This window comes from Paenibacillus sp. OK076 (genome assembly GCF_900110055.1).
Classification (GTDB): domain Bacteria; phylum Bacillota; class Bacilli; order Paenibacillales; family Paenibacillaceae; genus Paenibacillus.
The window spans coordinates 177,368-200,207 of the sequence record NZ_FOCH01000001.1 but is presented as its reverse complement, the minus strand read 5'-3'; the positions used below and the strand labels follow the sequence as shown (position 1 = coordinate 200,207).

19 protein-coding genes are annotated in these 22,840 nt (G+C 43.7%); 3 read left to right on the top strand and 16 right to left on the bottom strand.

Annotated features, from left to right (window positions below; genetic code table 11):
* Positions 1–4: 4 nt before the first annotated feature.
* Genes BMY78_RS00865 through BMY78_RS00855 form a run of 3 tightly spaced genes read right to left on the bottom strand, consistent with a single transcriptional unit; the run spans position 5 to position 3,332 of the window.
* Positions 5–1,162 carry a hypothetical protein gene (locus BMY78_RS00865; protein WP_090893753.1) on the bottom strand — a complete coding sequence of 386 codons (1,158 nt, stop codon included), beginning with the start codon at positions 1,160–1,162 and terminating at the stop codon, positions 5–7.
* Positions 1,159–2,622 (bottom strand): sensor histidine kinase, encoded by a 1,464-nt coding sequence (locus BMY78_RS00860; RefSeq protein WP_090893751.1) that lies wholly within the window; start codon positions 2,620–2,622, stop codon positions 1,159–1,161. Before BMY78_RS00860 ends, BMY78_RS00865 begins: the two co-directional genes overlap by 4 nt.
* Positions 2,619–3,332, bottom strand: a complete 714-nt coding sequence (locus BMY78_RS00855; RefSeq protein ID WP_090893749.1) for a response regulator transcription factor — start codon at positions 3,330–3,332, stop codon at positions 2,619–2,621. The genes BMY78_RS00860 and BMY78_RS00855 overlap by 4 nt, the downstream gene beginning before the upstream one ends.
* A gap of 207 nt (positions 3,333–3,539) precedes the next feature.
* On the opposite strand from BMY78_RS00855, the gene BMY78_RS00850 reads away from it, so the two are divergent.
* The gene (locus tag BMY78_RS00850) at positions 3,540–4,016 is read left to right on the top strand and encodes an RNA polymerase sigma factor (protein WP_177185620.1); all 477 of its coding nucleotides are present in this window, start codon (positions 3,540–3,542) and stop codon (positions 4,014–4,016) included.
* Between the two features lie 205 nt (positions 4,017–4,221).
* Positions 4,222–7,032 (top strand): chitinase N-terminal domain-containing protein, encoded by a 2,811-nt coding sequence (locus tag BMY78_RS00845; RefSeq protein WP_371129111.1) that lies wholly within the window; start codon positions 4,222–4,224, stop codon positions 7,030–7,032.
* A 103-nt stretch (positions 7,033–7,135) separates the two neighbouring features.
* Here the strand turns inward: BMY78_RS00845 and BMY78_RS00840 are convergent, their stop codons facing one another.
* From BMY78_RS00840 to BMY78_RS00820, 5 genes are all read right to left on the bottom strand, one after another.
* Positions 7,136–7,549 carry a hypothetical protein gene (locus tag BMY78_RS00840; RefSeq protein WP_090893745.1) on the bottom strand — a complete coding sequence of 138 codons (414 nt, stop codon included), beginning with the start codon at positions 7,547–7,549 and terminating at the stop codon, positions 7,136–7,138.
* 237 nt (positions 7,550–7,786) lie between these two features.
* Entirely contained in the window at positions 7,787–8,593 is an 807-nt protein-coding gene (phnE, locus tag BMY78_RS00835; protein ID WP_090893743.1) for a phosphonate ABC transporter, permease protein PhnE, read from the bottom strand.
* The gene (gene phnE / locus BMY78_RS00830) at positions 8,590–9,453 is read right to left on the bottom strand and encodes a phosphonate ABC transporter, permease protein PhnE (RefSeq protein WP_256221909.1); all 864 of its coding nucleotides are present in this window, start codon (positions 9,451–9,453) and stop codon (positions 8,590–8,592) included. Before phnE (BMY78_RS00830) ends, phnE (BMY78_RS00835) begins: the two co-directional genes overlap by 4 nt.
* A complete protein-coding gene (gene phnC / locus BMY78_RS00825) occupies positions 9,450–10,250 on the bottom strand; it encodes a phosphonate ABC transporter ATP-binding protein (RefSeq protein WP_024628881.1) in 801 nt (266 codons plus the stop codon). The genes phnE (BMY78_RS00830) and phnC overlap by 4 nt, the downstream gene beginning before the upstream one ends.
* Positions 10,251–10,423: 173 nt before the next feature.
* Positions 10,424–11,407, bottom strand: coding sequence for a phosphate/phosphite/phosphonate ABC transporter substrate-binding protein (locus BMY78_RS00820; protein WP_090893741.1), 984 nt, complete (start codon positions 11,405–11,407; stop codon positions 10,424–10,426).
* A 252-nt stretch (positions 11,408–11,659) separates the two neighbouring features.
* Here BMY78_RS00820 and BMY78_RS00815 point away from each other — a divergent pair, with 252 nt between their 5' ends.
* Positions 11,660–13,399: a bifunctional metallophosphatase/5'-nucleotidase gene (locus BMY78_RS00815; protein ID WP_090893739.1), complete on the top strand. Its 1,740-nt coding sequence runs from the start codon at positions 11,660–11,662 to the stop codon at positions 13,397–13,399.
* Positions 13,400–13,618: 219 nt separating this feature from the next.
* Here the strand turns inward: BMY78_RS00815 and BMY78_RS00810 are convergent, their stop codons facing one another.
* From BMY78_RS00810 to BMY78_RS00775, 8 genes are all read right to left on the bottom strand, one after another.
* The gene (locus BMY78_RS00810; RefSeq protein ID WP_090893738.1) at positions 13,619–14,749 is read right to left on the bottom strand and encodes a hypothetical protein; all 1,131 of its coding nucleotides are present in this window, start codon (positions 14,747–14,749) and stop codon (positions 13,619–13,621) included.
* Entirely contained in the window at positions 14,746–15,432 is a 687-nt protein-coding gene (locus BMY78_RS00805) for a hypothetical protein (protein ID WP_090893737.1), read from the bottom strand. The genes BMY78_RS00810 and BMY78_RS00805 overlap by 4 nt, the downstream gene beginning before the upstream one ends.
* 3 nt (positions 15,433–15,435) lie before the next feature.
* The gene (locus tag BMY78_RS00800; protein ID WP_090893734.1) at positions 15,436–16,296 is read right to left on the bottom strand and encodes an ATP-binding cassette domain-containing protein; all 861 of its coding nucleotides are present in this window, start codon (positions 16,294–16,296) and stop codon (positions 15,436–15,438) included.
* 44 nt (positions 16,297–16,340) lie between these two features.
* A complete protein-coding gene (locus tag BMY78_RS00795; protein WP_090893731.1) occupies positions 16,341–17,987 on the bottom strand; it encodes an ABC transporter transmembrane domain-containing protein in 1,647 nt (548 codons plus the stop codon).
* A 33-nt stretch (positions 17,988–18,020) separates the two neighbouring features.
* Positions 18,021–19,400 (bottom strand): PapB family radical SAM/SPASM ranthipeptide maturase, encoded by a 1,380-nt coding sequence (locus BMY78_RS00790; protein WP_090893728.1) that lies wholly within the window; start codon positions 19,398–19,400, stop codon positions 18,021–18,023.
* A 636-nt stretch (positions 19,401–20,036) separates the two neighbouring features.
* Positions 20,037–21,080 carry a Gfo/Idh/MocA family protein gene (locus BMY78_RS00785; protein WP_090893726.1) on the bottom strand — a complete coding sequence of 348 codons (1,044 nt, stop codon included), beginning with the start codon at positions 21,078–21,080 and terminating at the stop codon, positions 20,037–20,039.
* A gap of 61 nt (positions 21,081–21,141) precedes the next feature.
* On the bottom strand, positions 21,142–21,987 hold the full coding sequence (locus BMY78_RS00780) for a sugar phosphate isomerase/epimerase family protein (protein WP_090893724.1): 846 nt from the start codon (positions 21,985–21,987) through the stop codon (positions 21,142–21,144).
* Between the two features lie 50 nt (positions 21,988–22,037).
* Positions 22,038–22,679 (bottom strand): carbohydrate-binding family 9-like protein, encoded by a 642-nt coding sequence (locus BMY78_RS00775; RefSeq protein WP_090893722.1) that lies wholly within the window; start codon positions 22,677–22,679, stop codon positions 22,038–22,040.
* Between the last annotated feature and the right edge of the window lie 161 nt (positions 22,680–22,840).

Here is a 22,840-nt window from a genome sequence, read left to right as displayed (position 1 = left end):
ATCTTTACCAAGCACGGAAGCTAAACCGATATAACTCGCTTTTTTCCATGGAGCTTCCGACAACAAAAAGATTGCTGTCATTCCATTTCAACTTGATAAAATAATTGATATTCCGATAGATAACTGTATCCGACCCCAGCTTGCGGTCATTCAGATAGGCAATGTGCACTTCGTTCTTCTGTCCTTCGAGCGTCAAAAAATAGGCAATGCGGGACTCCTCCTCATCCAGATCGAAGCTCCAGATGGGACCTTTGACCAGCAGCTCAAACTTCTTGGTATCCGCTCGATATCTGTACAATCCTTGTTCGTCATTGATCATGCCCTGAATCAGCATATCCCCATTCTTCAATACCTTAAATTGCTGGATATCCTGGGCAGGAGTGTATGCGGTGATATCATTTTTATCGTTAAGAGAGAAGCTATAGACGGCGTAATTTTCTTTCAGTTTGACCAGCACATACACCCGTGATAGATCCCGGCTGATCTCATATAAATCCAGCATAATCAGGGTATCATCCGTACTTGAAATGTTGCTCGTCTGTGCAACCTTGGCAGCTAACTCATCATAACTGTACAATTCATGTTTCTTTCCTGTCTTTAGCTCCACCATGTTGAACACCAGATCATCATATCCGATGTAGGATTCATTGCCTACAAAGACGCGTGAATAGGAGTTGTCATTCTTCAGCTTGCGATGTTCTCCTGTTTTCAAGTCATATTCATAGGTTGTCTTCTGCGCCTGAGTCGATCGGTACTGTGAATAAATCAGCTTGTTCTTATCCGGACTCAGGGTAATGCCATACTCTGTATTGGTGGCGATGTCCTTCAAGAGATTATCATCCATATGCAGCTGTGACAGCTTGATCCCGGTATAGGAACGATCCGGTCGATTCAATATGACTGTGTTGGAATCAGCTACCTCAAAATCATAGATGGCAAAGTCATTGGGCAGCTTGGTAGCCGACTCAATCTGAATGGTGCTGCTTGGCGGCGGGGCGAGGCGGCTGTTGAACTGTTTATCCGGCAGAATGACGGTTCTGGGCTTCCCATGTCCAATGCTGAACAGACTACCAATGCCAAAAATACCTCCGACAAATACAATCAGCAAACCGGATAACATAAGCATATCGCGATGTCTGCTCCAAAATCCTCGTTTCTTCATACGTCCCATTCTCCAGGCAGACTGATATTCACCTGTGTTCCCTTGTTTAATACACTCTTCATCTCCACCGTTCCCCCATGCTGCTCCACCGTGTTTTTCACAATTGACAAGCCCAGCCCGGCGCTTCCCTTCTCTGTCCTGTTCATCCCGTTATCCCGATAAAAGGGTTCAAATACATGCTTCAGCGCTTCCTCCGGAATGCCTTCTCCTTCATCACGAATCAGTATGGCTACCGAATCTCCCAGCCGAAACGATTGGACCTGAATGATGGAATTCACATTCCCGTATTTGACCGAGTTATCCAGCACATTCAAAAAAACTTCCTTGAGCTTGTTCCAGTCCCCCTGGACATACAGCAATTCTTCCAGTTCATAGCGAATGCCAATATTGTACTTGCCCGCCTTGATGGACATGTCTTCGCAGGCTTCCCGAATAATATTCGATACATTTACCCGCTCAAAACGGAAGGTCTGAATCGGTGTGGACGATACGGTCACTTCCAGGATATCCGCAACCATGACGTTGAGGCGTTGGCTCTCGTTGATAATATATTTCAACCCTTTATCGAAGAACGCTTGATCCGTAAATCCATTATCCCGCAAAATCTGGGCATACCCCAGTATCGTGGTCAGCGGTGTCTTTAATTCATGCGTCACATTGTCAAAAAAAACCTTGTTGCGTGCCTGCAAATGCTTGACCTCATCCCGTTCTCTCTCAATCACGTCAATCTGCTCCTTTACCCGAGCAATCATGACCGTAAAGCTAGAAGCCAGCTCTCCAATCTCATCCTTCGTGGAGATGTGGATGTCTGCATTCAGGCTGCCTTGTGCAACTTCTGCTGAACGTTTTGTCAGCACACGAATCGGCTTCGTAATCTGGCGTGAAATAAAGACTGATCCTATGAAAACAAACACAAAAATGACGGCTGCAAAGCCCTTGATGGTGTTCTGAAAGCGCAGATGCCGTTTGAATAGATCCGTATAATCCCTTTCCAGCTGGATAATGCCAAGGATACTCCCCTCCGACAGCACAGGGAAAGACAGATTCCCTGTTACTCTGCCTTTGTCCACCACGGTTGTATAGGCGATCTTTGATTTCATGGCAGCCTGTAGATCAGAGGTTTGAGCAGCAGCCAGCTTCGCCTCCGCACCCGTGCTGCTAAAGGGATTGCCATCAGACCGATAGACCCTGACCTTGCCGCCTACTGCGGAGCCGATCTGTTCTGCGAGGTCCCGATTTCCTGTTCCCAGGGAGTCCTCACTAATCCGTTTGTTATGAATCAGGAAGTATTGATTGAGCGCGATATCCAGATTTTTTTTGGATTGCACCATGTCCTCCTGCACTTCCCTGTACATGTTCTCCTCACCCACTTTATTCGAAATAATGAGCAAGGCCGAAAAACCAATAAATACGATGACCGAGAAAAGAACGACCATTTTGAACTGGATCGTCCACTTCATGTATGCACCTGAATATTCAGTTTGTATCCTACGCCGAAAACCGTCTCGATAAGTGAAATCCCCTGCTCCCCACTATCCAGCTTCTTGCGGATTCGCTGAATATGAATATCTACCGTCCGGGTATCTCCGGGAAAATCAAATCCCCATACTTTATCCAGCAACTCGGACCTCGTATGTACTTTGCGGTGATGGTTGACCAAATATAAGAGCAGATCATACTCCTTATTGGTCAGTCCGGCGCGTTCCCCATCTTTCCAGACTTCACGCTCATCCTTGCGGATCTCAATATGTCTGCCAAGCCGCACCACTTCATAAGACTGATTCTCCAGCGTCTCGCTGATTAGATCAATCCTACGGAAAATGGCCCGAATGCGAACAACTACCTCACGAATGTCGAATGGCTTGGTAATATAATCGTCTGCCCCCAGCTCCATGCCGAGCACCTTGTCCAGCATATCGGACTTTGCCGTTATCATAATCACGGGAATCTTTGAATTCACAGAAAGTTGTCTGCACACATCGAATCCGCTCATATCCGGCAGCATCAGGTCCAGCAGGATCAAGTCTGGTCTGGACTCTCTGAGCAAATCCAGGCCCTCTCTGCCTGTTGCTGCTTCGGTCATCTCAAATCCTTCCTTGCGCAAAGAATAGGACAGGATATCGCGAATGGACTCTTCGTCCTCAATAATCAAAATCTGTTTCGCTCTCATGATGAATCTTAATCTCCCTGCTCTATGAATTTCATCTGCTTTATATTTTGTATCTCTGCTCCATGATTGAACAGAGGTTCACCGAAAATGTTACAACTCGGATACAAGTCTGGCGTCTTTGGAAACATCATCCCTATATACTATGGAACATAGAGAACAAACCAGACCGGAAAAGGCCAGATCGGTATCCAAAGGGGAAAACATCACGTGAACAAAACAACCATTCATGATGCTTATGTAAACTATAAATCAGAAGTGACACGGTATCTATCTCAGATCGTCAAAAATCAACAGGATGCAGAGGATCTCACGCAGGAGTGCTTCATTCGAATGATGAATGTATCGGCAGACATTAGGGAAGACCGGCTACTCTACTACCTCAAAAGAATTGCCCGTAACCTCGCCATGGATACATTCCGCAAGCGAACCCGCACACTAAGGCGGGACAGTAGATTGGAGATGCAGACCTATCACTTTGATACCTCCGAGTTGGAGATTTCCGAAGGTGTTAACGACCTTGTGTCGGTCATTAACAATACTGAACATCGCAAAATTCTTGAATTACGCGTGATTCACGGGTACAGCATCAAGGAAACCGCACAGCTCGTCAACCGCAGTGAAGGCATGATCAAATCCTCGGTATTCCATGCCGTCAATCGTATTCGGGCCAAAGTCATCTCATAAGAGATGGCTTTTTTCATGAGCAGAAATGACGTGAAATCAACATCTAATGTTAGAAAGTATCAAAATTTGATAGATGGAGCATGACAAAGGACTCATTTTTACAAAAGTCGAGTTCGTTTTTACAAATTGTTATGACTATGTGAGATTTTGGTGTGTTAGAATATGGACGAACTCATGTTTCAACTAATATTTGGGAGGGATTTGGTTGGGTAAATTGAAACGTATGCGAGGAGTATGGGTAAAATCACTCCTGGCATTGTCCATGGCATTGCCGCTTCAGATCGGATTGTGGAACGGAGATGCAACGGTTCAGGCCGAATGGGCAACAGACCCTGCACCGTTCATTCAAGCGAAGGTTGTTAACGGAAATGCAGGCAAGAAAGTACTGTTCGACAATACTCATGCACAGACAGCCGGAGCAGCTGACTGGGTCATTGACGGAGGCTTTTCTGACTTCGGCAACGCACTCGCGAATGATGGATATTATGTAAAGGAACTGCGCAAGACCACTCCTTTTACCTACGACGATCTGAAAGAATATAACGTGTTTGTCATCGCTGAACCCAATGTTCCCTTCAAAACAACAGAACAGGCAGCCATGAAAGAGTATGTAGAAAAAGGCGGCAGCATCTTCTTTATTGGAGATCACTACAATGCTGACCGTAACAAAAACCGCTGGGATGGTTCTGAAGCGATTAACGGCTATCGTCGTGGCGCGTTTGAAGATCCAGCCAAAGGCATGAGCACAGAGGAGCGTAACTCTGAGGCTATGCAGAATGTAACTAGCAGCGACTGGTTGTCCGATAATTTCGGCGTACGCTTCCGTTACAACGCATTAGGCGATATTAACGCCACTAACATTGTGCCTGCTGGACAGGCATTTGGCATTACGGAAGGTGTATCTGCTGTAGCCATGCACGCAGGATCTACACTTGCGATCACCGATCCAACAAAGGCTAAAGGTATTGTATACCTGCCGAAAACGAATGCAGCTTGGCCGAACGCTGTTGACCAAGGCGTATACAACGGCGGTGGAGTTGAGGAAGGTCCTTACGTAGCCGTATCCAAGCTGGGTGCAGGTAAAGCAGCGTTTATCGGGGATTCCTCTCCGGTTGAAGATGCTTCACCGAAGTATCTGCGCGAAGAGACCGGTGCTCGCAAAACAACGTATGACGGCTTCAAAGAAGTGGATGACGGCAAATTGCTGGTCAATACCGTTAACTGGCTTACTACGCAAGAAAATTACACTAGCTTGACTCAAGTAAGCGGACTTCAACTGGATAATGCAACAGCATTGCTTCCGTTCGAACAACCTGCTGCTTCCACAGAACCACAGGCTGAACCTTGGGCCGCACCAGCTGCAGGATACAAATGGTATGATCGTTCCACATTCAAAGCAGGTTCTTATGGTGGACCAGCTTCAAGCGCGAACGCTTCCTACAGCTTCGTGAAGCAGGAAACCCTGCCTAATGCGGAGGATTTCCAGATCCGTGTGGTTGTAGAGAACATGCCTGCTAACACAACCGTTTCCGGTTACAGTGCAGGAATCTATCTGACGGGCGGAACACAGGTCGCCATGATTCAGAATGAAAGTGGTACATGGCCGACTTCTTACGGATATAGCTCCAACTTTAGCGTAACTTCCGACAGCAAAGGTCGCGCAATCAAGGACTTGAATGTCCGCATTAAATCAGGTACAACGGGCGCTGCCAGCCTGCGTCTGCGTCTGAACGGCAGCAACCTGATCACGACTGCAGTTACCGTCGGCAATGTTCCGGCTGAGCAGCTTCCGGAAGAAGAAGGACCAATCCCGGCAACGATCAGCATTGCTGATGCTCGCACCAAAGCAGCTGGTTCAACAGTTACGGTTGAAGGTGTCGTTACTACAGAGCCAGGTGCTTTTGGTGGACAATCCTTCTATCTTCAAGACACCACCGGCGGCCTTTATGTTTTCCAAAGCACTGGCGGCTTCCACGCTGGAGATGTGGTTAAAGTAACAGCAGCAACGGCGCTGTACAACAGTGAATTTGAGCTTACGGATATCGTAGCGATCGAGAAAACGGGTACAGCCTCCATCCCTGCTGCCATTGAAGTGCCAGCAGTTACGGCCGCAAACCAAGGTCAACTCGTTCAATTGAAAGATGTAACTGTTCAGAACATCATTAGTGCAACACCGGTAGGTTCGTTTGAATTCGATGCAGTTGCAGCGGACGGAACAAGCACGCATGTACGTGTGGATACACGTACAGGTGTAACGCAAACGTCCTTCCCTTATGCAGCAGGCGATAAAATCAGCGTGACAGGTGTTGCCGCTATTTTCAAAGATGTATTTCAACTGAAGCCTAGAAGTTTGAACGATTTCGTAAAAGTTGAAGAAGGCGGCGAAGAAGGACCTTCGACGCCAGCTGTTGGCGCACCAGGCAAACCGGCGCTTACATCCAACAATGGTTATAGCAATGGCCTGTCTGAAGGATCTTATACTGTGACGATGAACCTCTGGTGGGGTGACAATGGCACAAGCTATAAGCTGTATGAAGATGGCGTGCTGATTGATACACAAAAGCTGACTGACGCTACCCCAGCAGCACAATCGGCCCAAACAACGATTAGTGGCAAAGCCAATGGTACGTATACTTATGTGGCTGAGCTGACGAACTCCAAGGGCACAACTCGCAGTGAAGCACTCACTGTAAAAGTAGCAAATGCTGCCCCTGGCAAAGCAGTTCTCTCCCAGGACAATTGGGATGGGGACGGCAACTACAAAGTGACGATGAATCTGTGGTGGGGAACAAACGCAACAGAATACCGTCTCTATGAGAACGGTCAATTGATCGATACCAAAGCACTGAACGCAGTAACACCTAATGCACAAAGCGCTGTGACAGATGTATCCGGTCACGCGAATGGAACGTACACGTATCGCGCCGAGCTGATCAATGCAGCGGGTGTGACAAGCACGGAAACGATTACGGTACAAGTAACGAAATCCGCTGTATCTCTGCCAGCAGCAAGCTAAGTCTCAATAAGCAATGCCTAACGTTTAACCAAGCATAGAAAAACCGAAGCAAGTCGCCAGGATTTCAGGCAATCTTGCTCCGGTTTTTTTCTGTTTTTTTCTGTTATTTTTCTCTTAAGATAAATTTCTCTTCAAAGTTGTTACCATTCATATCTGTCCACTCAATGACAATAGTTTGGTCTTCATTCCTACTAACCTGTGAACCTCGTGTTCGCGTTATAGGAAAATTTATCGATTTCGAAGTTAAATCGCTTTCCTTTCTAATTATACTTCCTTCATTGATGCTAATTTTATAATCTTTAATATCTTCTAAATTATCTTTTTTATAAAATATAGTATAGGCTCCATTTTCTTCTCTTTCATTTGTTACAGTCGTATCTAGCTCGCCTCTCCAATTTTCACTCTCTCCCATGAGATTAATTCTTGTTTGCATTTTTGAACAACCAGTGAGAGACATGCCGACTATTAAAATAAGTATAGATATAGAGACCCATAATACGTTATTGTTTTTTCTCACAATTTACCTCCATTACTAAATTTATAACTATACAGTATCATAAGATGAGTCTACTTCTAAAACAGTAATTTCATATAGACTCAATATTTTGCTGATATTAACTTCCTATATAATGCAAAAAGCAGCACCTGCTATTGCATGGGCTGCTCTTCCGATAGAACACCAACGGAGTGAAACATATCCATCATGTTCTTTATTTTATTCCTTGATTAGCAAGCAAACTTTACCTTTACTTCTCTATACCAGCTTCTTGCGAATGTATCCCGAGATCAAATCAATGATCGTGATCATCACGATAATCCCCAGCAGGATAATGCCTACTCGCGGCCAGTTCCGAGTACTGAGTGCAAAGATTAGCGGTGTACCGATCCCCCCTGCCCCGATAACTCCCAGAATGGTTGCGGAACGCACATTAATCTCGAACCGATACAACGTGTAGTTAAGGAATCCAGGCAAAACCTGTGGCAGTACAGCAAACCACAGCTGCTGCATGCGAGTCGCTCCGGAAGCGAGCAACGCTTCAGAAGGACCATAATCAATATTTTCCACTTCGTCAGCAAACAGTTTACCAAGCATCCCGATGGAATGCAGTCCAAGGGCGAGTACACCCGCGAAAGAACCCGGGCCCACCGCCTTGATGAACAGCAAAGCCATAATAATCTCAGGGAACGTACGGATAAAGCTGAGCACCATTTTGCCCGTACTCGATACAGGACGGAAGCTGCTCATATTCCGGGCAGACCAGAATGCAAACGGGATACACAGTACAGCGGATATGACGGTACCCAGTATGGAGATCGCCAGCGTATCCAGCAATCCTCGCAGCAAATCTTCACCCTCAGGCAGATAAACAAAGTCCCAATCCGGGGAGAAAACCCCAGCGATAATTGCCTTCATGATCTGACCAGCGGTTTCCTTCAAACCGGTAAACGGTACACCGGCAAGTGCCCATGCGTACACAAGAATAAGCAAGATTACAATAACCCAGCGAAGCGGGTTCTTCCGTGGTTTACGCCGGATTACGCTAGTTTCATTTTTCATCATAACAATTTCTCCCGCAGCTTAGTACTTACATAATCAATGATCAGAACAATGACAAGGGTAAACAGAATGATCACACTCGTTTTGTCATATTCCAGGAATCCAAGTGTTGCTTCATAATACAATCCGATGCCCCCTGCACCAACCAATCCGAGTATGGCAGCGGCACGTACATTAATCTCAAAGGCATACAGTACATAGGAAGTAAACTGGGCAGCCAGTTGTGGCACCACACCATAAACAATCAGTTGAATCCGGTTCATGCCGACAGCCGTCATCGCTTCAAGCGGTCCCTGATCAATCGTTTCCAACGTTTCGTAGGTCAGCTTGGCAATCAGTCCCACCGAGAATACGGCGAGTGCCAATATACCGGGAATCGGTCCCAATCCAAACACTGCAACGAACAGCGCCGCCAGCAGCAGGTCAGGCACGGTACGGATCAGGTTCAGTACGAAGCGAGCCGGATAGTAGATCCAACGGCTAGGCATTAAGTTGCCTGCACAGATGATCGAGACCGGAATTGCGATGATCGCACCAATCGTTGTACCGATCAGAGCCATACGGATCGTCTCCAGCATGCCCTGAACGATGTTGTCAAAGTAGCTCCACCGCGGCGGGAACATCTCACGCAGCAGATCCATCATGTTCGGCAAACCTTCAAACAGCTCACTGAAGCTGGCGTCCGTCTGTCTCGCACTTGCCCACAAAAGCAGCAGAATGATGACTAGCGTGAGCAGATGTTTGGTACGCCCTGGTGGTTTGGGACGATGGACTGCCGAACCTGAGCCTGTGCCAGGACGCTTTCCTTTGCCTGATTCATTCTGCAATGATCCATCTATCGATACGTTTACGGGTTGCTTCATACCAGAACTTCTCCCCGCTGTTCCTGTACAGCCTGTTTATCCAGCAGCTCGTCTGCCAGAATAGGTCTGCCATAAATTTCTGCAAAACGCTCATCCGTTGCTTCGGATACCGGACCATCAAACACGACTTCGCCGGCACGCAATCCAACAATACGGGTCGCATACTCTCTGGCTAGATCAATAAAGTGAAGGTTAACGATCGTTGTAATACCGAGATCCTGGTTAATGCGTTTCAGATCATCCATTACCTGTTTCGTTGTGAGTGGATCGAGTGAAGCGACAGGCTCGTCTGCCAGAATGATTTTAGCTTCCTGTGCAAGCACTCGGGCTATGGCCACCCGTTGCTGCTGCCCACCGGACAACTGATCTGCACGGGAATAGGCTTTTTCTGCGATATTTACCCGTTCCAGTGCTCCAAATGCGAGTTCTGTATCTTCTTTGGGAAAACGACCCAGAATGGTACGCATCGTGGAATGATATCCCACGCGTCCAGCAAGCACGTTACGAAGCACACTGGAACGTTTCACGAGATTGAAGCTCTGAAAGATCATGCCGATATCCCGGCGGATCATGCGCAGTGACTTGCCATGAGCTTTGGTGATCGACTTGCCATTAATCAAAATCTCACCTTCACTGATATCATGAAGTCGGTTAATGGAACGCAGAAGCGTCGATTTTCCCGCACCAGACAAACCAACGACGGCAATGAACTCTCCTTGTTTAAATTTCAGATTAATATTATTCAGGCCCTTGGTGCCGTTAGCGTATGTTTTCGTTACGTTGTGAAGCTCAATCATGGCAGTAATCCTTCTTTCATTAATATGGTATTTCGCAAGGTCACGCTCTAATGGGACAAGCCAGCGCAGCGTATGTCACGCTGAACTGGCCTGCCCGCTGTACCAATGAAGTTATCCAATGAAAATTTAATCAATGCATTGCGATCATTAACGTTCTTTCTTTTGACAGAAAACTACTCGGTTTTTACTTTCTCGCCGTACTCACGAACGATATCAAACTTGCTGTCATCCGACTCTACATAACCTTCGTGTGTGTAGATTTCTTTGATAATTTCGTGACCTTGTGGATCTTTACCGATGTCGATGAATGCTTGTTTGATCTTCGCTGTCCAATCTGCATTCATGTCAGTACGTACTGCGATCGTATCGTTAGGAATAGGCTCAGTGAACGCCAGTACACGAGTATCTTCAAATACAGTCGGGTAATCTTTCGCTACCGTGTTACGAGCATCTTGGAAAATCGCTGCAGCATCAACGTCGCCGTTCAGTACTGCCAGTACGCCTTGGTCATGGCCTTTAACTGTGATTGGTTGTACATCTTTCAAAGGATCAATGCCTCTGTCGAGCAACAGGGCTGCCGGCCATACATAACCTGCAGAAGAAGTTACGTTTTGGTAAGCGATTTTTTTGCCTTTCAGATCCTCAACGGATTGGATCGGCGAGTCTTTTTTCACAATAATCATGGATTTATACGAATCTGCCAGTTGCTCGGTTGGAGCGCCAGTCTCATCATTTACACCAAAACGTTGTGCCTGAAGAATAACTTCAGCTGCGCCTTTTTCTTTGGCAAGTACATAAGCCGTCGGAGGCAGGAAACCTACGTCCACTTTATTGGAAGCCATTGCTTCAATAATTGTGTTGTAGTCTGTGGATACGCTGACCTTCACCGGGATACCCAATTTGTCACCCAGCAGCTTCTCGAGCGGTTTTGCTTTGGCTTCGAGTGTATCTGCATTTTGTGATGGAACGAATTGTACAGTCAGCTCAGTCGGCACATAACCTTCAGCGGCTTTGTCTGTCTCTGCCGTGTCAGTACTGGATGAATTCGAGCTCGTATCAGCTCCGTTAGCCGAACCTGTTGTACTACTGTTAGACCCACAAGCACTTAGAAACAGAACCAAAATCAACAATGGTAAAAATAAAGCAGACTTCTTCAAGCGAACACCCTCCAAAGAGTTTCTATTTTTCATTACTTGTCTACTATAGTCGTCAAATATTTGCGCGATGTGAAACGAAATTTGGAGTTTTGTAAAGTTTCCTGTCAGGCTGTCAGAGCGGCTTTGATCTGTTAGAATAGCCTCATTACGGTTGATAATACAAATAGAAATGGTGAATTTCCTTGTACTCTGCCGCTAGAATGACCTGTGATTAGATATGTTTAAACTTATATATTTAGAGGAGATTGTAAAATGACATCCATACCAACTACGGCAAACGTCGACATCATGGTAACCAGTGACCTTCATGGAGCCATTCGCCCCATACATTACAACACCAATGCTTATCGTCCAGCCGGACTTGCTTTGCTCGCTTCGCTGATTCGGCGTGAACGGGAGCGTTCACCCGAACTGCTGCTCGTGGATAACGGCGATCTGCTGCAGGGCTCTCCCTTGGCCTCGTATGCTGCTTCCTTTGTTTCGAATCACGAAGTGCATCCCTTCATTAATGTTCTGAACGAACTGGGCTATGATGCAGCCGTGATGGGCAATCATGAATTCAATTACGGCCAGGACTTGCTGCGTAAAGCCGTTGAAGATTCCCATTTTCCTTGGCTATCCGCAAATATTGTTATGAATCGTCACAGGGAAGACTACGAAAGTTTAATTGAACAACACAGCGCCGACGATCATCCGACGTATAGAACTTATCAGGACGACACGGTCGTGATCCATTCATATGAAGGAAATCCTGAAAAAGAAACACGGGCCATTGCACCTACTGGAGCAGGCATACCCGCCTTCGGTCCTCCCTATCTGATTAAAACCTTGTCTTCAGGCGTTAAAATTGCTTTGCTGGGTGCAACGACGCACTATATTCCGAATTGGGAGCATCCGAAAAATATAGAAGGTTTACAGTTCCTTGATGCTATGGAGACTATTCGTGCGTGGGTTGGCTATATTCGTGAACATGAACAGCCGGATGTGCTCGTGGTCAGTTATCATGGTGGCTTTGAGAGCGATCTGGATACGGGCGAACCTGCCGAGCGGTTAACCGGGGAGAATCAGGCGCACGCCATCTGCCGTGACATTGATGGGATTGATGTTCTGCTCACCGGGCATCAACATCGTCAGCTTACCGCTGACATTCATGGAGTGACCGTAATCCAGCCTGGATTTAGTGGGAACGGGGCAGGTCATGTATCCGTCCAGTTGGAGCGGTTATCGAATGGAAGGTGGCAGATTGCAGGCAAACAGGCTCGCTTGTTGCTCTTGGATGAAAATAATGACGCAGAGCCCGATGCGACTGTTATGAAACTGACGGATGAGTTGGAAGCAAAAGCACAGGCATGGCTGGACCAGCCGATTGGCGAGGTGGCCGGAGACTTATCCATCACCGATCCTGCCGCATTGCGGCTCGCGGCGCATCCCTTCATTGCTTTTGTACATCAGGTGCAGATGGAAGCAACGGGAGCTCAAATCTCCAATACCGCATTACTCAGCGAAGAAGCGCGTGGGTTCGGTTCCCTCATTACCGTTCGGGATGTGTTGTCCAACTTTATCTATCCCAATACACTGACAGTGCTGGAGCTTCGTGGTCAGGACATTCGGGATGCATTAGAGCAAACGGCGCGTTACTTTGAAGTGGAGGCTTCAGGCGAAGTAGTCGTTAATCCTGCTTACATGCAGCCGAAACCACAGCATTATAATTATGACATGTGGGCAGGCGTCGAATATGAGCTGGATATCTCCAAACCTGTGGGAAGTCGTGTGGTGAAGCTGGAGCGTGAGGGCATACCTGTTGCGATGGACGCGACGTATTCTGTAGTGATGAACAGTTATCGCGCGGCAGGTGGCGGTGATTATGCGATGTATCCAGGCAAAAAGGTACTTCACGAAGGCGCCACGGATATGGCGGCACTGGTGGAGGATTATATTCGCAGACATCAACCACTAACAGTGGAGCAGGCGAATAACTGGAAGATAATTTAATTTCCAAAAATAAAAGTCAAGCCAGTATGTATTTTTAAAAAAGTACAATCACTAAATTCGATAGTGTGGGAAATCCATTAGCTAATGTTCTAGGGCGTGTCTTCAAACAGTTTGAAGACACGCCTTAACTACAAGTAACGGTTTAGTATACTATTAATCATTTTAATTCACTCCAACTCTATTAACTTACGGATAGTTACTTTTATGAAACCATATCTTTTATTCATAGGTTTCATTAAGTCCCCGACGTTGAAGTGAATCGAAAAAGTGATGTTTGTTCTTACTAATCAAACTTTGGGTTATTTGTAGTCCAATCTGATGATCAGTTTCGGAAAGTTCAAGCATATCCCGAATTATATTATATCCATAATTAAACTCATAAAACTTATTCGAATATGGTTCAATGTATAGCGTCTTCTCTTCTAACTTCAAAATATGCTCCAGTTGAGTACCTTTGGGAACATGATCTAATCGAGTAATTATAATTTGGGTAATATTAGGATTTATCTTATGTTCGTTCAACTCATCAAAAATATCAGAGACTACCTGACCATATCTTGTTGCAATAGTATGAGGGATGCCTTTATACTGCACAACGATGTTATTCACTTGAACCTTTTGATAAGGTTGATTTGCTAAATGCCTTCCATTCCATATTTGTCCAAGGGGAACTGCGATGTATGTGGAAGCGATAATCATGAGAATGAAAAGCAATATTTTTTTTTGTCGGCGAGGCCAATCGCCCCCTCTCCAACAATAGATGGCCAGCATCAGTATACCAAGAAAAAATATCGACAGCATATTAATCATATCAGGGTAATCTGGATACATAAAATTCAGAGTTGGCGCAACGTACCGAACACTCTCCAGTTTATAACCATGCATTAAAGTGAGGAGCATGTACACAGATACACTGCATAGAATAGCCATTTTAAAAGGTAATAAAGAAATTACAAACGCAAAGCTGATTGCGAAGTAAGATAATCCGAAAATAACAAACACAAGCAGATAAACTGGAGTGTCTTTAAAGATTTCATGAACCGTGAAAAATAAGAGGGTTGAGGCTGGAAGCGTACAAAAAAAACTAAATAACCATGACTGCAAAGTTCTCCGTATAGGGTTCCAGTTGGTAAGTCTTATCATATGAACCATATGGTAACGCTTAGGTGAATTCAATATAACAAGCGTCATGGTGGACATGAAAAGTCCATATAAAGGTATGGTAACAGGCAATTCATCTATGAAAAATACAAATTTGCTCAAATACAAAATGAACAGTCCCATGTAGAAAGCCCAGATATGTTCACTACGCCATAGGACCTTTAGTTTTAAAAACCATAACCGTATCATGTGCGTACAACCTGCTTTCTGAACAACATTGAGCTGATCAAAAGCATGAGGGCTACCCACAAGACTAAGACATACCGTTGAAGCATAAAATTCGGCTGTAGTATCATTTCCGATACATAATCTGGATTAAACCAGATCGCAAACATTGGTTGTCGGACATATTGAATACTGATAATCAAGTAAATAAAAACTAAAATAGTACTGTATATCGTCCTCTTAAAAATAAGTGAGCATAGTCCAGTTAACGAGACAACAAAGGATACGGTTAAGATGATTTGCAAGAGTGTAATTAACCATAAGAGATTAGGACCTTGGTTTGATAATGCAAACCAATAAATAGAATCGATCAGTATCAAACTCATGCTTATTCCGGCCCCAACCGCTACAAGCTTAGAGATTAAATAATTTGATGGGATAATTAGATAAAACATGATCGTTTTCAGTTCAAAGTCTCTTAGTTTTCCGCCCCAAACAGCATTTACGAGAACGGGGACTAGAGGCGTCACAATAATCATTTGGAGCTGAAGCATAGAAAGCCAACGATTTTCAAAGCGGGTCTCTCCACTCATTTGTGCCAAAACAAGTGGGATTATCGTTGTGAGAAAAAAAACAATGATAAGTAGCATGCGATGTTTTAGCAAAGATTTAAACGAAAAATGAAGTTGTACCATAAATTCATTCAATGGTTATACCTTCTTTCTATTCGTATAAATATAGGCGTGCTCCAAAGTAGGCTCTAATAAAAGGCTGCCTTCCAACGGGGTATCCGATAGATAGCGAATATGTACACCACTTGCAGTGACCTGTGTTGAGATGATTAGTGCACCTTGTTTTTGAAGCTTCTCTGTCACATTCTCTCCGCTGTAAAGCCACACCTTACCCTCGACCGATTTGATGAAAGCAGGGATATCTCCAAAGTAGTTAACATTCCCTTGGTGCAGTACAAGAACAAAATCTGTTGTAAGTGCAACATCTTCTACAATATGAGTGGAAATAATAATAGACCGGTCTGTTGCAAGAGTTGTTAACAGTTGTCTAAACGATACACGCTCATGAGGATCAAGTCCAACAGTAGGTTCATCAATCAAAAGTAACTTGGGGTTGCCGACAATAGCCTGGGCAATACCTAAGCGTTGCTTCATACCTCCAGACAAAGCATTGAATTTTTTGTTTCTTTGCTCCAGTAATCCAACCTGATTGAGTTTTTCTTCAATTTCTGTTATCCGCTGCCTCCCATGAATATTTTTCAAACGACATACATATTCAAGAATCTCCTGCACGGTCAAGTGGGGAAAAAAATCAAACTTCTGTGGCAAGTAGCCAATCTGTTTTCGAATCGTATGTAAATCCTGAACGACATCCATGCCTTCATAGTCTACTTGACCTGTATGGGGGGCAATGAGCGTGGAGATGATTTCGAGCAATGTCGTTTTTCCTGCTCCATTTTCGCCTAGCAAACCAAGTATTCCAGTATTCATTTCAAAAGATACATTCTGGAGAATAGGCTTATCGTAATGTTTCGAAAGATTTTGAACGCTCAATTTCATAAATACTCACCTGCTACCTTATTTTTATTTTGACATCTAAGTCCTTAGATACATAATTCAATTTTTTCATCAACCAAGCTAGGCGGAAGTGGATCATGAGAGATGATAATAATCGCCTTATTGTTCTCTTTCAAAGAGTGCATCAATTCAAAAAAAGTTTGTTTATGCATCGCATCAAGTGCAGAAGTGACTTCGTCAAACAAGTATAATTCTGCATTTACTAGCAGTCCTCTAGCCATGGATAACTTCTGTTTTTGACCAACAGATAGTTCAATTCCATTAATACCGATTAAAGTATTATAATGATGATCTAGTGAATCAATAAACGAAGCAATACCAACCATTTCACACACCTTGCGTAGTTCTCTCGAAGTTGCTTGAGCGTTCCCCAGTAAAAGATTCTCTCGAATTGAGCCAGAAATGACTTGAGGTTCTTGAGTAACGAAACATACCTCATTACAATATACAGAACGAGGGATATCATTAATATCTGATCCCTTATAACGAATCTCACCTGTATAGTTCCGATACAAACCTGCTAGAATTTTTAACAAGGTTGATTTCCCGCTCCCGTTTGCCCCAGTAATTTGAAGAATTTTTGATCGAGAAACAGAAACGGTTAATTCATTAATATACCTAATACCGACTTCAGCATAGCTATAGGAGAGATTTGATATTTCCATGACAGTTCCAGTAAAATCAGTCAAACTTTTCGGATGATATTTACCATTCTCATTGCTATTTTTTGATGCTGCAGCCGGAATATTATCCATTCGATTTATAGAGACCACGGTTTCCTGTACCAGGACGTTAAATTGAGAAAACCTTAACAGAGAGTAATTGAAATTGCTGGAATACGTTGTGAATGCTACAAGTTCCCCCAGAGTAAGATTGTGGTTTCCAATATAATAAAGTCCACCCAAGAGAATTGCTATATATGAAATAAAGTTTAGGCCTTCTACTGTACCACTAGAAAGAATGGTTATCCTGTTCTTTTTTAATGATGACGATTGATAACTACTCAATTCCCCTTCAAACTTTCGAAAGATCAGACCTTCTGCATGAAAAACTCTAAATAGCGTGAATTTCTCCAAGGTCTCATTCAATAAATTAAGATAACTATCTAATTTCCGTTTAACTATCGTGTCCATAAATTTTATTTTTTTTCCAAATACCAAGAATGATATAAGTAATATTGGCCCAAGAAGAACTAAAATTAATGAAAGTTTCAGATTGATTTTAATGAGTATAATAATAATAAAGATGAAACTGATACTATCTACGAGAAACTTGGCTAAGTCCGTTACGGCAATTGAGAATGCTTTTGTATCATTTTCAACTTTGTTAATTAGCTCTCCCTTGGGGAGCGATTCGAAGATGTTCATAGGAAGAAAGAAGATACGTTTAATTAGATCCGTCTTTAAACTGAATTGAATTTTATAAGAGATACTCGCTACTTTATATTTGCACACCAAGTTAAAAAGAAGATTCATCAAACAAACAATAAAAATCAAAAAAACGATAAAAAAAGCATCCTTAATCTGGTTAGAACTAATCAAATCAACGAACTTTCCAAAAAGGATAGGCTGCATTATTCCAAAACACAGAGGAAGCCCCATGAATAACAAAATTGTCACAATCTCACGATTATAAGGGAGCAGTCTTTTATATATAAAAGCAAGACCTTTCATAATTGAATCTCCTTAGAAATACCCTTTTAAAAGTTAACCTAGCAATATCTCTTTTTCTTCTTCTGTCAAAGTTAAGTAAAGATGAAAAATGGAGTGTAATTGTGTTTTGGTAAGCCTACAATAATCCACCGGTGGTGATGTTACAGCTCCAGATAACTCATAGTTCTCATGATGACAGCCACCGCCACACAAATTTCTAGCCCAACAATAATTACAATTTTGCCGATTGGATGTATGTGCTTCTAGAAGAAATACATTTTTCTTATAATGATCAATATCAGAGTATACGTTGCCCTGTTTGTAATTTTTATTGTTAACGAAGCGATGACACGGATAGAGATCACCATGAATATCAACAGCATAAAAGTTAACCTCGGCTCCACACGAATAGGTCGACTCGAAACCACTATGTAATCTCTGTAAAAATTTCATTACATTATTTATCTTTTTAGCCTTACTATATTCCTTCGCTTCTATAAGTTTTAGAAAATACTGTGTTAGAACCTCAAATTCTACACCCAAATCTTCAAAACTCTCTCTGTTAAACATTTGCATAGCAGGTGCTAAAAAAGCACTTCGAAAATTCAAAGAAAATAAGTGTTGGTATATTTCTGTATAGTTCGTATTTGCGGGAGTAAGTGTAGAACGAACCCCCAACTGATTTTTGTTCCTGAGCTCTTCCGTACGATTCATGATTATTTCGTAACTACCTTTTTGGTTACCATAAAATCTATTCTCATCATGAGCAGACTTCTGGCCATCAACACTAATTTGAACATAGATATCATGAGCACGAATAAAGTTAATGATTTTCGGAGTAATGAGGGTTCCATTACAAGTCATACTATATTTAATTTTTTTATGATGTGTCTCCGCTAGTTTATTAGCATATTGTACAACTTGCTCGATTGTTTCAAAATTTAATAAAGGTTCCCCGCCAAAGAAAACAAGAGTCAATTCTTCAATATTTCCTGAATTCTGAATTAAAAAATCCACAGATCTTTTCGCAGTTTCGAAATTCATTTTTCCTTTTTCATTGTACTCGCCATCTCCAGCATAACAATAGGTACACTTTAGATTGCATTCTTGTACCATCATAAGTGTTAGAGCGCTGATTGTTTGAAAATGGGCTGTCTCAATTTCTTTAGTTTTTCTTTCTTGATTGATCATTTCATTCTCGATCAGAGAATCAATGACTTCGAGAAACTCTCCTTTCTCTAATGGTGAAGGTAATTTATTGTATAATACCGATACTGTTTCATTTTCTGACTTGAGAATCATCTCTAAATTGTTATCAATTTCATATAATGCATTACTCTCTGGAACGTATGCATATTTAGTAGAATTATGTTTTAGAAGCATAACATCTCCTGGTGTGATGCGTTCTTCCCAAACATTTGTTAATTCGTTCATTTCCTTTGCTCCATTCTATACGTTGTAAGTTATTCTTGATAAAATAACGCTCAAAAAACCCAGATTATTTCTTAGAAAATCTGGGTTCTTTGCTGAGCAGTGTGTCTAGTAAAAAGCTCACTTCTCACAATCTAACCATCAGAATCTTTGGTAATGCATGTTTCCCATCCACCTGAACATCCCCAGTCAAGTGCATCACATTTTACACAGTAGTCCTTTGTATCACATGTCCAACATAACTTTGAGTCAGAGGAACCCTTAGCAAATCCCTTGTTGATCTGTTTAAGCATATCTCTCCCTCCCTTCATTTAGATTAATAACCAAATTTAATTAAATTGTATTTGCATAATAAATTATCCAGTAAATTCATTAATTAAACAGTAATAATTATCACTTACATTTCTTCATGTTCGACCATTAAAAGGAACATTGTTGTAAAAAAGAGCAGAACCTTCATGTACGAAGGTTCTGCTCTTTCCATTTCGTATCGATCTAAACCAGGGTAGAGGCAAGTGCGGCAAGCAAAAGAATCGTCACCCACACCAGTAAAAATTTGCCATGATCAGCGCGAATTTGTAATTTTTATAGAACATCCAGCAGGTGGACGATGCCAGGATTGGAAATTGATCGCATTAATTATGCCTCTGCTGTCATTTGACCTGTCTTTTCCCCCACCGAAACCAATGCCCCACGCTCATCCGCCGAGCGCATCTCGGCTTCAATTAACTCAAGCGTGCCTGTTGCGCTCTCTGGGGTACATACAGATACAGGCGTACCTGCTTGAACAGACTGGATAAAATATTTGAGCTGGTGATAATATCCCGAGTCGGGTGACAGCTCAGCGACGAAGCCGGGAGCATTGTTCGGATTTACTTTCAGCTCACCATTCTCAAAGACCAGATTCCCCTGCTCCAAATTAACCCGATACGTCATGGAGAAACCGTAGTCTCCCCCCAGTGTCCAGTCGGCTTGGGCATTCAGCACTTTTCCGTCAGGGTATACATAATTGGTGGAGACGGTATCATAGCCACTTCCCGGAATGACGTTGCGAGCCAGCGTGGATACTTGATCCGGTTTGCCAAACACCCAGTGAATAATATCCGCATCATGGATGTGCATGTCTAATATGCAGCCACCGCTTTTCTCCCCATCCAAAAACCACTCTTGAGGCAAACCTGAACCCCTGAAGAAATAACCTGCGTTGACAGCTCCATAGCGACCGTCTTCTACAACGGATTTCAGATACGCATAGGCTGGCCAGAAGCGTAAACATTGACCAATCATCAGTGTTTTCCCAGTCGCTTTGGCTGTCTGCGCCATCTTCCAGCCTTCCGTCGAATGGCGAGCAACCGGTTTCTCACACAACACATGATAGCCTTTCTCCAGCAAGGAACACGTTAGTTCAGCATGTAGTGGCGTAGGCAGCGTAATATCAATGATATCCAGTTCTTCTTGTTCCAGCATCGCGTCGATGTTGTCGTACAAACGATAAGGTGTGAGATCATATACTTCTTGCTCTGTTGCCATATTGCCGGCTGCTTTACCGTTCTTCAGTTCCTCTATTCTCAGATCGCAGATGGCTACCAATTCCACGGGTTCCCCTTCTGAGGCAAGGCGTACATAGTTATCAAAATGCATACGTCCCATAAACCCAAAACCGATCAATCCCACTTTTAACATATTTCTACCTCCCATATAAAAATAGAATTTATATTCTTATAAACGTTGTTATCTGAATTTATTACTGAGAACGTCCAAGAATGGCATCCATCGCTTTGGATGTATTGAATATGATCTGTTTCGAATGATGAGTGTAAGGCGGAATCATCTCGGCAGTCACATAGTTGTCGTAACCAATGGCCTGTAGTGCTTGCATCACCGCAGGATAATTCACATCTCCAGCCAGCAAATCCACAAATCCATGAAGCCCTCCCGCTTGACGACGGTAATCCTTGAAGTGCACCTTCTTAATCCGGTGACTGAGAATGCGAACCCACTGCTCCGGGTAACCGTTCTGTACGACATTGCCCACATCGAAATACGAACCTATATAGTCTGAGCTAAAAGAATCAATAAAGGTACGCAGCTCTAGCGGCGACACCAAAAATTTGTTCCATACGTTCTCAATACCAATCGATACTCCTGCACTTTTCGCATACGGCAGCAGATACGCAAGGGCTTCTTGTGCCCGTTCGTAAGCTACTTCATAATCCGTTACTTCGCTGTCTGGAATAAAGTCCACACCAACCGCACCCGGAATAACCAGAATGGTATCCACACCAAATGCCGCGGCAAGCTCCAGCTGTTTTTTACACACATCCAGTGCTTTTGTGCGAATCTCCGGACGGGCGCTCGTCATCGGGTAATCCCAGTACAATCCAGTTGCAAGTCCCGCGATTTCGAGTCCAGCCTCTTCCAGACGTCCTTGAATATCACGAACCTCCTGATCCGTGGCAGACAGACTCAGCTCGCCTTCTCCATTAAGCGAAAGTTCAATCCCCTCAAAGCCAGCTTGCTTCGCCGTCTGAATACAATCCGCAATAGAGGCATCTCCTGCAAACGACCATATGTTAATCCCTTTTTTCATCCGAATACCCTCCTTCAAAATATGAAAACCTGTTCTTCAGCATCGCATAGCTATCCCAATTGAAAATAACCAAATCGGCTGGGCAAATGAAAGTTCACAGCCCCCGTGGGCTGCCATGCCTGATACTCCCGATCTCCCTGCACATTCTCATCAATACGGTAAGCGTTGACCCTCCAGCATACGCCTTTAGTCAGGGGCGACTTGAAGTTACTCGCTGGAATATGGATCACATACACCCGATGGCCCTGACGATCCACTTCTACAGCCGTTTGCAACCCCTCCAGCTGCCAGGTTACATCTGCCTTCAATTCGGAACCTTCGCTGTTATTGTGAATGAGCGCATCAAATATTACGTTGTGCGGACTGACCTCCAGTTCGATATAATTCCTGCCATCGCCCTGTTCATCAATGAACAGTTCAACCACATCCTGCTCATACAATGGCTGATCCCTTTCCGTGAAATCAGATACAACGTGATCATCCTGGCATACAAAGCGAATATGCAAATATTCGGGACTCCAGCCAAAACGGACTTCTGTGGATTGATGAGGTGGCCTACCTGTTACCGTGTCCACCAGTTCCACTGGAACACATCGTTCCCAATCCGCAGTCGAGGGGAATCCATGCTGTGCAACTGACCTAAGCGGTTCGCAGCAATAACTCGTGCTCCGTTCCACAGGGAGAGAGCGCATCGTAATCCTCTCCTTTTTTAGCTTAATCCGTGATGTTGTCTCTCTCGTAAGAACATGTGATAATACATATATTATAAATAAATTACGCAGTTATTTATTTAGGAGATAAAGAGATTATTTGCACAATTCCGTTCAGTTTTAAATAGATCTATTTGGGCCAA